Source organism: Thermonema sp., assembly GCF_026003375.1.
In the GTDB taxonomy this organism is placed as follows: Bacteria; Bacteroidota; Bacteroidia; order Cytophagales; family Thermonemataceae; genus Thermonema; species Thermonema rossianum.
Map to the genome: position 1 here is coordinate 1,063,133 of NZ_BPHD01000001.1, position 13,697 is coordinate 1,076,829.

The 13,697-nt window shown below is 49.6% G+C and carries 13 protein-coding genes; 4 read left to right on the plus strand and 9 right to left on the minus strand.

Annotated elements, in window-relative coordinates; all coding sequences use genetic code 11:
• Positions 1–2: 2 nt before the first annotated feature.
• Positions 3–899, plus strand: coding sequence for a glycosyltransferase (locus QVE43_RS04470; protein ID WP_288004613.1), 897 nt, complete (start codon positions 3–5; stop codon positions 897–899).
• Between the two features lie 87 nt (positions 900–986).
• On the opposite strand, the gene lepA is transcribed toward QVE43_RS04470, so the two are convergent.
• The gene (lepA, locus tag QVE43_RS04475; RefSeq protein ID WP_288004615.1) at positions 987–2,777 is read right to left on the minus strand and encodes a translation elongation factor 4; all 1,791 of its coding nucleotides are present in this window, start codon (positions 2,775–2,777) and stop codon (positions 987–989) included.
• Positions 2,778–3,041: 264 nt separating this feature from the next.
• Between lepA and QVE43_RS04480 the strand changes: the two genes are divergently transcribed.
• The 3 genes from QVE43_RS04480 (at position 3,042) to QVE43_RS04490 (ending at position 4,503) form a co-directional block, all read left to right on the plus strand.
• Positions 3,042–3,575 (plus strand): 30S ribosomal protein S16, encoded by a 534-nt coding sequence (locus QVE43_RS04480; protein WP_288004617.1) that lies wholly within the window; start codon positions 3,042–3,044, stop codon positions 3,573–3,575.
• Positions 3,576–3,679: 104 nt separating this feature from the next.
• On the plus strand, positions 3,680–4,267 hold the full coding sequence (rimM, locus tag QVE43_RS04485; protein WP_288004618.1) for a ribosome maturation factor RimM: 588 nt from the start codon (positions 3,680–3,682) through the stop codon (positions 4,265–4,267).
• Positions 4,264–4,503, plus strand: a complete 240-nt coding sequence (locus QVE43_RS04490) for a hypothetical protein (RefSeq protein ID WP_288004619.1) — start codon at positions 4,264–4,266, stop codon at positions 4,501–4,503. The genes rimM and QVE43_RS04490 overlap by 4 nt, the downstream gene beginning before the upstream one ends.
• Here the strand turns inward: QVE43_RS04490 and QVE43_RS04495 are convergent.
• The 8 genes from QVE43_RS04495 to QVE43_RS04530 all read right to left on the minus strand — a co-directional run bounded on the left by QVE43_RS04495 (position 4,485) and on the right by QVE43_RS04530 (position 13,492).
• The gene (locus QVE43_RS04495; RefSeq protein ID WP_288004620.1) at positions 4,485–5,903 is read right to left on the minus strand and encodes a hypothetical protein; all 1,419 of its coding nucleotides are present in this window, start codon (positions 5,901–5,903) and stop codon (positions 4,485–4,487) included. The two genes, QVE43_RS04490 and QVE43_RS04495, sit on opposite strands and share 19 nt — an antisense overlap.
• Positions 5,878–6,465: a Maf family nucleotide pyrophosphatase gene (locus QVE43_RS04500; protein ID WP_288004622.1), complete on the minus strand. Its 588-nt coding sequence runs from the start codon at positions 6,463–6,465 to the stop codon at positions 5,878–5,880. Before QVE43_RS04500 ends, QVE43_RS04495 begins: the two co-directional genes overlap by 26 nt.
• Positions 6,466–6,497: 32 nt before the next feature.
• Complete coding sequence (locus tag QVE43_RS04505; RefSeq protein ID WP_288004624.1) at positions 6,498–7,019, minus strand: DUF4442 domain-containing protein; 522 nt, start codon at positions 7,017–7,019, stop codon at positions 6,498–6,500.
• Between the two features lie 14 nt (positions 7,020–7,033).
• Positions 7,034–8,956 carry an ATP-binding protein gene (locus QVE43_RS04510; RefSeq protein ID WP_288004626.1) on the minus strand — a complete coding sequence of 641 codons (1,923 nt, stop codon included), beginning with the start codon at positions 8,954–8,956 and terminating at the stop codon, positions 7,034–7,036.
• A gap of 47 nt (positions 8,957–9,003) precedes the next feature.
• Positions 9,004–10,395, minus strand: a complete 1,392-nt coding sequence (hisS, locus tag QVE43_RS04515) for a histidine--tRNA ligase (RefSeq protein ID WP_288004627.1) — start codon at positions 10,393–10,395, stop codon at positions 9,004–9,006.
• Between the two features lie 75 nt (positions 10,396–10,470).
• Positions 10,471–11,964 carry an NADH-quinone oxidoreductase subunit N gene (locus tag QVE43_RS04520; protein ID WP_288004629.1) on the minus strand — a complete coding sequence of 498 codons (1,494 nt, stop codon included), beginning with the start codon at positions 11,962–11,964 and terminating at the stop codon, positions 10,471–10,473.
• Positions 11,961–12,842 carry a bifunctional 5,10-methylenetetrahydrofolate dehydrogenase/5,10-methenyltetrahydrofolate cyclohydrolase gene (locus QVE43_RS04525; protein ID WP_288004630.1) on the minus strand — a complete coding sequence of 294 codons (882 nt, stop codon included), beginning with the start codon at positions 12,840–12,842 and terminating at the stop codon, positions 11,961–11,963. The genes QVE43_RS04520 and QVE43_RS04525 overlap by 4 nt, the downstream gene beginning before the upstream one ends.
• 89 nt (positions 12,843–12,931) lie before the next feature.
• Positions 12,932–13,492 (minus strand): hypothetical protein, encoded by a 561-nt coding sequence (locus QVE43_RS04530; RefSeq protein ID WP_288004631.1) that lies wholly within the window; start codon positions 13,490–13,492, stop codon positions 12,932–12,934.
• Between the last annotated feature and the right edge of the window lie 205 nt (positions 13,493–13,697).

The window sequence follows — 13,697 nt, forward strand, 5'->3', positions numbered from 1 at the left end:
GCATGCTTTTTTCCGTGATTATACCCACTTACAACAGGGCTTCGTTTCTTGCCCGCACGCTCGACAGTGTGCTGGCACAGGACTTTCAGGACTTTGAGGTGATTGTCGTGGACGACGGCAGCACCGACCACACACGCGAAGTGGTAGCACCCTATGAGCAGCGCGAACCACGTGTCCGCTATTTTTATAAGGAAAATGGGGAACGGGCTGCCGCCCGTAATTTCGGTGTACGACAGGCGCAGGGCAGTTATGTCACTTTTCTGGACTCCGACGACCTGTATTACCCTCATTGTCTGTCTGCCGCCCATGCTTTTCTGCAACGGCATCAAAACTGCGCCTGGTTTGCCTTAGCCTATGAAATCAGGGACGAAAACGGGCGCCTGCTAAGCTCACAAGCCAAACGCAAGGGCAATCTCGCAGAGCAGCTGTTTGCCGGCAACCTGCTTAGTTGCATTGCTGTTTTTGTGCGCCGCGATATTGCCCTGAAGCATCCGTTTCAAGAAGACCGCACCCTTGCCGGCAGCGAAGACTGGGAACTGTGGCTGCGCTTGGCAGCGCGCTACCCCCTCCCCTATGCCAATGAAGTGGTGGCTTGCATGATGCAGCACGATGCCCGCAGTGTCATGGAGGTGAATGCGGCACGTCTGGAAGCGCGCTTGCTTGCCTGCATGCGCTACGTAGAAGCCGACGAAGCCGTGCGCGCATTGCCTGCTTCTTACCTGCGACGTTTCCGCACACATGCTTATGCTTATCTGGCGCTTCATCTGGCACTGGGCAAGCATCCGGCAAAAGCGTTTCGCTATTACCTCAAAGCCCTGCGTATTTCGCCGCTTTTCTTCTTTCATAAAAAGAGTGCTGTTATTCTGCGCGAGCTGCTCAAGGGCATGCTGCGCCGGTAAGCAAAGAGCGTTTTTTGCACAACGAAGCACAAACAAAAAGGGCAGCACACAAACAGTGTACTGCCCGCTATTCCATAAGCAATTTTTTTACTGGTCAAGTTTCAATACCGCCATAAAAGCTTCTTGCGGCACTTCCACCCTGCCTATTTGACGCATGCGTTTTTTCCCTTTCTTTTGCTTTTCAAGCAGCTTTCGTTTACGGGTGATGTCACCACCGTAGCACTTCGCCAATACGTTTTTGCGCAATGCCTTCACGGTCTCACGGGCAATCACCTTGGTGCCTATGGCTGCCTGTATGGCAATTTCGAACTGCTGACGCGGCAACAGCTCTTTCAGTTTTTCACACAAGCGCTTGCCCCAGTCATAAGCTTTGTCGCGGTGTACAATAGCCGAAAGGGCATCGACCCGCTCACCATTGAGCAGGATATCGAGCTTCACCAGTTTGGATTCGCGGTACCCCAAAAACTCATAATCCAACGAAGCGTAGCCACGTGAAATGGTCTTGAGTTTGTCGAAAAAGTCGAAAATAATTTCTGCCAAAGGCATTTCAAATATAAGCTCCACGCGGTCGGTGGTCAGGTAATTCTGTTGTTTGAGAATGCCACGGCGCTCCAGACACAAAGTCATGATGTTACCTACAAACTCCGCCTTCGTAATGATTTGCACCTTCACGAAAGGCTCTTCTATATGGTCGAGCAGAGCCGGGTCGGGCATTTCCGAAGGGGCACTTACTTCTACCAGCTCTCCGCGGGTAGTATAAGCATGATACTTCACCGACGGCACCGTAGTAATCACCGTCATGTCGAACTCGCGCTCCAGGCGCTCCTGTACTATCTCCATGTGTAGCATTCCCAAGAAACCGCAACGGAAGCCAAAACCCAAAGCGGCAGAGGTCTCGGGCTCCCACACCAAGGCGGCATCGTTGAGCTGCAGCTTCTCCATAGCTTCGCGCAGCTCTTCAAATTCGCTGCTCTCCACCGGGTAGATACCGGCAAAGACCATCGGCTTCACTTCTTTAAAACCTTTGATAGGTGCCTCGCAGGGCTTTTGCACCGTGGTGATGGTGTCGCCCACTTTTACCTCTTTTGCCTGCTTGATGCCTGACACCAAATAGCCTACGTCACCGGCCTCTATGTAGTCGCGCGGCTCTTTTTCCAAACGCAAGATACCGACCTCTTCCACTTCATACTCGCGCCCGGTTGCCCAGAACTTCACTTTGTCGCCCTTGCGAATGCGCCCGTTATATACGCGGAAGATAACCTCCACCCCCCGGTAAGGGTTGAATACTGAGTCGAAAATCAAGGCTTGCAAAGGGGCTTCCGGGTCGCCTTCGGGGGCAGGTATGCGTTCTACGATGGCTTCCAGAATGGCTTCTATGCCAATGCCTTCCTTGGCTGATGCCAGGATAATATCTTCACGCTTGCAGCCTATCAAGTCAATGATTTCGTCGCCTACCACTTCCGGATTGGCCGCCGGCAGGTCTATTTTATTGATGACCGGAATGATTTCCAGGTCGTGTTCTATGGCCAAATAGAGGTTGGAAATGGTTTGTGCCTCAATGCCTTGTGCAGCATCTACCACCAACAGGGCGCCTTCGCAAGCGGCAATAGAGCGCGACACTTCATAAGAGAAGTCCACGTGCCCGGGCGTGTCAATCAGGTTCAAGGTGTAGGTTTCACCCTTGTAGTTGTATTTCATTTGAATGGCGTGGCTCTTGATGGTGATGCCACGCTCCCGCTCCAGATCCATGCTGTCGAGCACCTGCGCCTGCATCTTACGCTGATCTACTGTTTGGGTATATTCCAACAGGCGGTCGGCAAGGGTGCTTTTGCCGTGGTCAATGTGGGCTATGATGCAAAAGTTACGGATATTCTTCATACTGCTTCAACCGAAAATAAAAGGTTTCTCTTCTTTGGCTTGAATAGGCAAAGTTAATGAATATTTGGCAGTTTTAAATGTTTCGGCTTGTGTTTTTCGTGGAAAAACGAAGCGCCGGGTATGACACAAAACGCTCTGCCGGTTGCCACAAACAAAGCGCATAAAAGCAGAGCTTTTTTGTAAAAATCAAGGCTATACACTATCTTTGTGCACTCGAAAACCGATAGACGTGTTCTATCAAAGGTTGAACCAAAACAAAAAACAATGGCAGTACGTATCCGTTTGGCGCGTCGTGGACGCAAGAAAAAACCGATGTACGACGTAGTCGTAGCTGATTCTCGAGCACCGCGTGACGGTAAATTCATCGAGAAAGTAGGGCGTTACAACCCCTTAACTGACCCCGCCACCATCGTATTGGATGAAGAACGCATCCTCGATTGGTTGCTGAAAGGGGCACAACCTACCGAGACCGTGCGCCGCATGCTGAAATACCGCGGTATTTTGCTGCGTAAGCACCTCGAAGTAGGTATCCGCAAAGGCGCTATCACGCGTGAAGAAGCAGACAAGCGCTACCAAGAGTGGTTGCAAGCCAAAGAAGCTAAGATCGAAGGCAAGAAGACCCGTTTGGCACAGCAAAAAGAAGCCGCCAAAAAAGCACAGCTTGAAGCAGAGGCTAAAATCAAAGAAGAGCGTGCGAAGGCTATTGAAGCCAAACGCAAAGCTGCTGAAGAAGCCGCTGCACCTGCTGAAGAAGAAAACGCAGCTTCTGAGGAAAACACCGAAAACAACGCAGAATAAGACAATTGCTTGTTCTACGCTTGAAACCATTTCAACCGGAGGGCGGTTTGCTATGTTAGTAAGCCGCTTTCTCCTTTTTTGAAACACCTAAAAAACCAAAAACCATGACCATAGACGACTGCTTTGTGTTGGGCTACCTGACCAAAGCACACGGCTTGGCCGGCGAACTGCAAGCCCTGTTCGATGTGGACGATTTGAGCCAATACGAAAACATAGACACCTTGTGGGTAGAGCGCTTCGGCAGCCTCATACCCTACAAAGTAGAGTATGTGCATCCGCTCATGCATAAGCGCAACCGCGTGATTGTGAAGCTTGCCGGCATCGACCACATAGACCAAGCCGAAACCTTGGCCAAAAGCAAGCTGTACCTGCCCCTTTCGATGCTTCCCCCACTTGAAGGCGAAAATGCTTTTTACTACCATGAAGTCATCGGATTTCAAATCATCGATGAAGAAAGAGGAGCCTTGGGCACGGTCAATACCATTTATGACCTGGAAAGCAATGTTCTTATTTCCATGATATACCGGGGCAAAGAAGTGCTCATTCCCATTCACGATGCCTTTATTTTGCGTGTGGACCGCGACAAACAGTCTCTGCACGTGCGCCTGCCCGAAGGTCTGCTGGAAGTCTATCTGGAAAGCAATCAGGACGAAGAAGCCGACGACGGCTTTTTTGAAATTGATATTTTATGAAACTCATAGATACACTTTTGCTTTCGCTTTCGGTGGCGCTGCTTATCATTGGCATATATGAAGTGTTCTTGGGGCGCTTTGCCGAAAACTATTGGGTTTTCATGCTTATGCTGGCTTCTTTTTTTGGCTATGCCTATCGCCGCCGGCAACATGCAAACGACACAACAGCGGCACACCAGGCTCCGCCCCCCTCTAAGGATAAAGTAAACAAGCGGCGTCAAAAGCGCCGCCGGTAGATGGTGCAGTTATAGCCCGTGCGTTCAGTAGAAGACAGGCGAAAGAAGCGCTCCCATTCTGCGAGCCAAGCAGATGCCCGCCGCTCATAGCGGGCAATGGGCTGCCAATTTGCTTTTGCCCGGTATAAAGCCACTATTCCGGCTTTACGCCACGCCAAATGATCTGTAACAATCATGTATTCAGCCCTATACTCTTCTCTATGAATCCGCTCCCGCTCTTCGGTAGTGTTGTAGTAGTCCATGAGTTGCAAGTCGGCACCGGCTTCCAAAAGAGCATAATAAGGCATGGGCTCGCTCACCACCTTGCTGCCGGGCGGTATATGCCGGCACACGAAAGCATGAAAGGAACGGTAATCGCGCATGGGTAAAGACATAAATACCTGCACTTGCTTGGCAAACGTATAGCCCAAATTAAACAGCAACAAACATCCCAGTACAAGGCTGCGCAGGCGTTTGTTTGCAGCTTGCAAAAAGAAAAAAAGAAGGTAGTAATAAAGCGGTAAAATAAAGACGGAATACGGACCATAGTCAAAAACCACCAGATAAAAAGTTAAAATACTGCTTACAGAAGCAACAAAAAGCGGTTCTTTGGGAAGCCGACGCCTGCCGGCAAAATAAAGTACCGCCGATAAGCACACACTTCCTATCAAAAGATATTCATGCCTGGGTACATAGCCGCTATTGCCCACATAGTTTTTCAGCAGCGCAAAATCATATAGATAATGATTGAGCCATGCCCGTGGCGAACCAAAAGCCCACAATACCCAAAGGGCATAGCCCCCGCACAGTGGCAAGAAAAAACGCCATTCGCCCCGCCTCAGTGCGATGAATGCAGGCGGCAGCAACAACACAAACGAGCGCGGCGTTGTCAGTATGGCAAGCAGCGCCATGACACCTGCCATCCAAGAGGAATGCCGGCTTTCCCCTGTGCGACCAAGGAAGTACCATGCACTTAAACTCCAGAAAACAGCCTCCAGGTCCATGCGCCCTTCGTGCATGGAAAGCTGCAGGAAAGGATCAAGGGAAAAGACAAGTAACATCCACCACGGCAAGCCGAACAAGTGACGGCACAAAAGCAAAAGCAAGCAGCCAAACAAGAAGGTGGGCAGCCGGTAGCCCAAAGGTAGCGGCAAAAGCTGCATGCTTATGCCATGAATGGTGAAGCTCACAAAGCCGTAAATTTTGAATGGCAGGCCATGCAAGGCTGCCGAAGTTACGCCAGGCACCAATGAGGCGCTTTCTATCCAATGGCGGCTGATAGATGCAAACACCACCTCATCGAACCAAGGCAGCGGCGCATAGGGCAACGTCCACATATGCCACGCCACATAAAACAAGGCATAGGCAATGGCTGCTGCCTTTGCACCGGGCAGCTTACAACATGCTTTTAAGTGCCGCATATAGCTTATGAGTAGGCAAGCCCATCACATTGAAGTAAGACCCTTCGATGCGCTCAATAAATGCCATGCCCAGCCAGTCTTGCGCACCATAACTGCCCGCTTTGTCATAGGGCTTATACTGCGCTATGTAATATGCTATTTCGTTGTCTTCCATTTCACGGAAATAGACTTGTGTACTGTCTTGGATAACACGGCTTCCTTCGGCAGTAGCCAGACATACGGCGGTGATGACTTCATGCTGCTGCCCCGACAGACGACGCAACATGCGTGCTGCCTCTATCACATCGGCGGGCTTGCCCAGCACTTCGCCTTGATGAATCACTACCGTATCGGCTGTAATCACCAGCGTATCGGCGGGTATAGGCACAAAAGCAGCTGCTTTCTGTCTTGCCAAATAGGCGGCTACCTTCGAAGGCTCCGTGCCTTCGGGCACGAATTCCTCGCTATGGCGCACATCTACAATAAAGGGGATATCGAGTGCCTGCATCAGTTGACGGCGACGGGGCGAAGCCGAAGCCAGCACAATACGCGGAAAACGCTCTAAAAGTTGCTTTTGAATCATCCGTTTTTTGTGGCAAATATACCTATTTCCCTTTAAGCCGGCTTGGCAGTCTGCTTGCGGCTGCGCTTTTGTTTGTAGTATTCCTTAGAGGCAATGTAGAGCACCTTGTCTATATGAGCATAGACATTTCCTTCTTTGTCTGTCCACTCTACGGGCAAGGTAATTTCCATTTCCTGTGTTTGTGCTACCTGCTGCTTGATTTTCTCTATGAGCAGGTCGTCTATTAAAAAGCGGGCATACACTTTCTTTTTGATGGGACGCAGGAAACGGATGTTTGCCGCCTTGTCCCATACCACGTATTCTTTGCCCAGAATATGAATCAGCTGCAACATGTAGAAAGGGTCCATGGCTGAGTATATGCTGCCGCCATACACCACGCCTACATAATTGTAGGTAAAGAGGTTGAGTGAAAGCCGGATATGTATTTCCTTCCAGTCGGAAGAAATAAACAGGATGCGCCCCCCTGTACCAAAATAAGTAGGAAAGCAGTTCATCATCCAGCGAAAACGGCGTGTTTTCCAGCTCTCTTTGCGGTGGGTCGGAAAAGATGGCATAACAAGCAAATGGTTTAAGTGGCTTGCGGGGTTTGGTTCAAAAGGTTAGGCACCACAAAGCGGAAGGTGGTACCCTTTCCGTATTTAGACTTCAAGGAGATTTGCCCCCTCAGTTTATCGATGGTTTCTTTTACAATGTAAAGTCCCAAGCCCGAGCCGGCTTGATCTTGCGTAGCCCGGTAAAACATTTCAAAAATACGCGGCAAGTGTTTCTCTTCTATGCCAATGCCATTGTCCTCTATGATAAATTCGCCTTCATTTTCCGTTATTTTAATGCTTACTTTGATATAAGGGTGTTCTCTTCGGGAAGAGCTATAACGGATGGCATTCGATATCAGGTTGTTGAGTATGATGGTTAAGCGGCGCCGGTCCGAGAAGAAAGGCACCGGGGCTTCTATATGCACCTGCTTGTCGATACGTTCGGCGTTTTCCATATAAGCATACTGCTCGAACACCCCCTTGATGAGGGCCTGCAAGTCAATTTCTTCGCGCTGCACCTCAAGGCGGGCATTGCGCGAGTAATCAAGAATGTCTTGAATGAAGCTATCCAGCTTTTTCAGCCCCTTTTCCTGCAAATCCAAATAATATTTAATTTGGTCGATGTCGTCAAGCATCTTGCAGACGGTAATCACTCCCAATGCCGAGGCTATAGGGGCGCGCAAATCATGTGAAGCGCTATATACAAAGCGGTCCAGTTCTTGGTTTATTTTTTTGAGCTCAGCATTGTTTTTTTCAAGCATTTCGTTGGTTTGCCGTAGCTCTTCCTGGCTGGCAATCAACTCTGCTTTGTGCTGTTCCAGTTCTTGGTTCAGGCGTTCGGCCTGTTGCAGTGCCTGAATGATGCGTTCTTCTGCCAACACCTGATTGGTTACGTTGTGGGCACTGAACAGAATAGCCCCAATGGCTTCCTCACGAATCAAATTTTTGGCTTGGGCTTCCAGCCAGTTGTAATAGCCTTCCTTGTGTAAGGAGCGGTAGGTAAGTTTGAAAAGTTTTTTTGGCGTGGAAGCAATTTCCTTAAACACTTTTTCGAAGAAATCGCTGTCATCAGGATGCACCAGCTTTTGAATACTCTGCCCTGTGAGCTCCTCAACGGTGTAGCCCCATTGCTTAAAACAAGAAGGCGAAGCATATAGAATAAAGCCTTCTTTATCTACCAATAGCAGCGTATCTTCTGTGCTTTCGATGAGCGTTTCGAAAAACTTTTCTTTTGAATCCAGCTTTTTCTCCAGCGCTACTTGCTCGCTGATATCCCGCGCTATCACGATAATATACTCTTGGTCGAGGTAGCGCTCGAGTTTCAAAGTAGCATCCACATCCAGAGTTTCGTCGGGTGTCAATCGCAAGGAGGTGCGCACACTGCGGCGCTGCTGCGGCTCCCGGCGCAAGCCATCTACGAAAGCCTGCCACTGAGTCGTGGTCGTGTACAAAGGGAATGAGGAATCTATTTGATACAAATGACGCTTCAAGAGCACCAGCCGGCTAAATCCCAGCTGCTGCACGGCGGTTTCGTTGGCATCGATGATGCGCCCGGTGGCTGCATCTACCACGATGATGAGGTCGGTGGTTTCGTCGAGCACTGCCCGGAAACGCTCCAAGAGCTGTTGAGAAGGCGAAAGCGGGTGCGCAATCATGTAAATGCGCTTGGCTGCCTCTTCGAGCCTGCCAAGTGTTACCGCCGCATTGGTAAGCTGCTCACCTACTTTGAAGGTCCACTGCCCTTGCCACTCGCCTTTGTTTTGCACCTGAGCCAAGGCATGCGACAGCTCCACAGGGTTCAGCAACCACAGCGACAAAGGCTGTGGCTGCTCCCGGGCCGTTGACTCTATTTGCAAAAAGTGCAATAAGCGGTCATTGGCAGACAACAGCTCGCCTTCGGGGGTCAGTTCTGCCAGAAGCACAAAGCGGTTAAGCAGCTCACCATATACATGATTCAAAGTCTTTTGCATAAGACCCAAAAAGTAGCGATTCTATAAAAACATAATTAACGATTATACAATTTTTGTTTCAAAAATCCAACTATTTCACTCACAGCTATCTCCAGCTGTTCGCCACTATGCATATGTTTCAATTGCACGCTTTGTTTTTGTAATTCTTCGCTTCCTGCCAGCAGCACCCAAGGCGTTCCCTTTTTGTTGGCATATTTCATCTGCTTCTTTACCTTATCGGGCTGCGGGTACAACTCCGCCTTGATGCCTGCCCTGCGCAATTGTTGCAATAAAGGAAGCACGCCTTTTCGTGATTCGGCATCGAAGTGTGCCAGCATCACATCCACGCCGGCACGGGTATCCTGCGGGAAAAGATCGAGGGCTTCCATCACGTCGTACAAACGGTCCAGCCCAAAAGAGAAACCAACGCCTGTTAGCCCTTCTTTGCCAAAAGTGCCGGTCAGGTTGTCGTAGCGCCCGCCGCCGCTCACACTGCCAATGGCCACATTGTTGACTTTTACTTCAAAAATAGCTCCCGTATAGTACGAAAGACCACGCGCCAAGGTTGGATCCAACATCAGCGGGAAGGATGTTACGGGCTGCCCGGCAGTTTCTTCAAGCAGGTTTTGTATTTCTTTCAGGTCTTCTATGGCTTTTTTTGCCGAGGGCAAATGCCCCAATTGCCCTTCGAAATGGCGAAGCAAATCCGGATAGCTGCCCTGCATTTCAAACAGAGGCAAGAGTTGCTCTATTTGCGTTTGTTCAAAGCCGCGGGTTTGCAGTTCACGCACCACTCCCTCTTGCCCTATTTTATCCAGCTTGTCAATAGCCACACAGAGCGCCTGCTCTTGTCCGGCAGCGCCAATCCATTCACTCATGGCACGCAACAGCTCGCGGTGGTTGATTTTGATGGTGTAGTCTTCAATGCCCAAGCGCCGGAACACTTCGGTAATCATCAACACAATTTCCGCTTCGCAGAGCAGTGAATCGGTACCTACCACATCGGCATCGCACTGGTAAAACTCGCGATAACGCCCCTTTTGAGGGGAGTCGCCACGCCACACCGGCTGCATCTGGTAACGCTTAAAGGGAAATGCCAATTCATGCTGATGCATCACCACATAACGGGCAAAAGGCACGGTCAGGTCGTAGCGCAGCCCTTTTTCACAAATCACATTGGCCAAGTGAGCCGAGCCTTTTGCAATGTCTTCCTCGGATACCTGCTTCAGAAAATCCCCTGAATTGAGCACACGAAACAAAAGCTGATCGCCCTCTTCGCCATATTTTCCGGTAAGTACCGACAGCAGCTCCATGGCAGGGGTTTCTATGGGCTCAAAGCCGAAAAGCTCAAACACCTCACGGATGTGATTCATAATGTAGTGGCGCTTTGCCACCTGCTCCGGTCCAAAGTCCCGGGTGCCTTTGGGTATGCCTAATTCTATTTTCATAAGCTTTTGAAGGTATGTTGTTCTGATTCTGTTGGCTTAAATGCAAATTTAACACTATTCATAGAACGGCAGGCATCAAAAAGGGAAGCCCCATGCGAGTGCCACCACCAAAAGGACGGCTATAATCATAGCCGGCAACAAAGCCGCTTCCTTGCCTGCTGCAAGCGGCTTCGTCGTTTCCTTCTTTTTAAAGAAGATGGCATGGGGAATCTTGATATAATAAGCCAAGGCTATGGCCGTACTCAACAGAGCCACTAACCAAAGCAGTAAGGCTGCCGGCCGGGATGCTGCCATTTCCCAAAAGTGTACAAAAACGCCCAGCTTTGCCAAAAAGCCTACGGTAGGCGGCAAGCCGGCCAATGAGAAAGCTGCCACGCCCCAGGCGGTGCCTATACCACCGGCATTGCCTAACTGTTGCAAGTCGGCAATTTCGTTGATTTCGTTATGTGCTGCCAAGGCAAATGTCAGGAAGACAGTCAACCCATAGACTGCCCAATAATACAAAAACACTGCTTCGGCACCCTCATAGCCGGCAGCAATGACCGGCAGCAATAAGGTGCCCATATGTGCGATGGTAGAATATGCCAGCAAACGCTTCAAGTTGTGCTGGCGCAAAGCCACCAAGTTGCCTAACAGCAAAGAGGCCAAAGCCACAAGCATGAGCAACTGCATCCATATGTCTTGCAAAGCAGCAAAGGCAGCCATCTGATGGTTTAAAAGCATCACAAAAGCAAGCAATGCCACTTTGGGTATGACCGAAACAAAAGCAAGGCTCATGGCAGGTGCGCCTTCATAGGCATCGGGTGCCCAAAAATGAAAAGGCACGAGACTCAACTTGAAAAAGAGGCCGGCTGCAAACAGCCCCCATGCAACATATAACCACAGCGTGGGGGCTGCATGTAACTGCTCCCAAAAAGCCGGCCGGCTAAACTCCGGGCTGCCACTTAATCCATATATCCAAGAAATGCCGTAGAGCATCATGGCAGAGGCAAAAGCCCCGAATAAAACATACTTCATGAGCGCCTCATGCTGTCTTTGCTGCCGCCCCACGCTCAATAAGAAATAAGTAGCAATAGAGCTCAACTCAAAGCTCATGTAAAAGGTAAGAAAGTGAGTACTTAACAGGAGCAAGTCCAACCCCAACAGCGCCGATAATACCCACAGCAGATACTCTACGCTGTCGCTACAATAGCGCCCCAGTAATTCATACAGAAAAACGACCGCAAACACCAGGGCGCCTACACTCAAAGCGATACGCCCTTGTATTTGCAAAGGGTGGCGTAGCCCCAAAGTGTCTGCCATCAGATAAAGAGGCGCATCACCCGTGAAGCTCCGGCTTTGCTGTAAAAGAAAAAAAAGCTGTGCAAACAAAGCAACCAGCGTTACGGCTACTGCCAAATAAGCAATACGCATGCAGTACTCCTTACGCACAAGCAGCGCCAGCAGCAGCAACAAGCCGATGCCGGCCAACAAAGCCATTTCGGGCAGTAGAAAGCCCACGCTTTGATAAATACCCTCAAAGCGGTGGGCAAAAGATTCTAAGAAAGAGGTGCTAAACAGTTGTCTCATGAATAAATTTTCTTCTGTGCTGCCAGTAAAGTATTATGCAGCAAAGATACAACGGTCATGAGACCTACGCCACCCGGCACCGGTGTAATATAACTTGCTTTGGGTGCCACCTCATCGAATTTCACATCCCCTTTGATGACATAACCTTTGGGCGCGCCGGGGTCCTGCACCCGCGAGATCCCCACATCAATAATCACAGCGCCTTCTTTTACCATGCCGGCAGTTAAAAACTCCGGTTTTCCTAAGGCTGCCACAATAATGTCGGCACTACGTGTAAAATCGGCAAGGTTCTTGGTATAGCTGTGGCAGATTGTAACGGTACAGTTTCCCGGCTCGCCTTTGCGTGCCATCAAAATACTCATGGGCATCCCCACAATTTGGCTACGCCCAATCACTACGCAATGCTTACCGGCCGTGGGCACCCGGTAGCGCCGTAGCATTTCTACAATACCAAAAGGTGTGGCAGGAATATAAGCCGGCAGCCCTTTCACCATGCGCCCTATATTGATAGGATGGAAACCATCTACGTCTTTTTCGGGACGTATGGCTTGAATCACCCGGCTTTCGTCTATGTGTTTGGGCAAAGGCAGCTGCACAATGAATCCATCAACAGCCGGGTTCTCATTCAGCTTTTCTATTTCTTCGAGCAATGCCGCCTCGCCAATATCGCCGGGCAAGCGCACCAAGGTGGACTCAAAACCTACCTCTTGGCAACGCTTCACTTTGCTGGCGACATAGGTTTCGCTGGCGCCGTCGTTGCCCACCAACACAGCTGCTAAATGCGGCGGGCGCTGCCCTGCTTCTTTCATGCGCTGTACTTCTTGTGCCAGCTCGGCTTTTATTTCCGCCGATAGTTTCTTACCGTCTAACAAAATCATAAGTACTCAATCGTTTTATGTTGTTTCAAAGCAAAAAAGAAAGCCAAACAAAAAAGGGCAGCTGCGGCTGCCCTTCGTGCATATGATGCTTAAAAGTTGAAATGGAAACCAATGCCTGCATTCAACGCTACCCACGGGCGGGGCGCTATTTCCAGATATATGCCCATATCTACAAACAGAGAGAAGAAGTCTGCTTGGGGGAAGAACCACTCCAAGCCTGCCATGCCGTTGGGTCCCAAGCCCAATGCCGTCCCTTCGGTATCTAAGTCACCATCGCCATCGCTGTCGTACAGATAGTTGAACGAGCGCAGTTGCAAGCCGGGACCGGCATACCACTGCAAGCCATCCACCCCGCTAATAGGCTTTTGCCATAAATAATCTGCCATAATCACCAAGCCGCCTCTACGGTAATAATAATCACTGTTATATTTTTTGTAGTATCCCTTATAGCCCGGATACCGGCTGCCGTAGCCGTAGCCATAGCCATAGGTGCCAATGCCAAACTCAAGGGCATTGCTGCCGCCATTCAAGTATTTTTTCACACTTAAGCCGGCCGGCTCAGGCACACGCACCCCCACTGCCCATTCACCCTGAGCCATGCTCCAATGGGCTGCTACCAATAAAGCTACCAAACATACAAAGTGTCTCATAGAATTCTTCTTTTTGGTTTTGTGAGGTAAAGTTAGTACTTTTTACGGTAGAAAAAGCAAGGTATTGAGCTTGTAAATTAAAAAGTCAAATAAGAGATGCAAGAAAAAGGAGGCACGCTTGCAAATTTCATCATTTGGTTCTAAACTTGCAGAACCATATTTTTGACTGTTAAAAACAAGTTATTTTTAACCATTTAAATACATT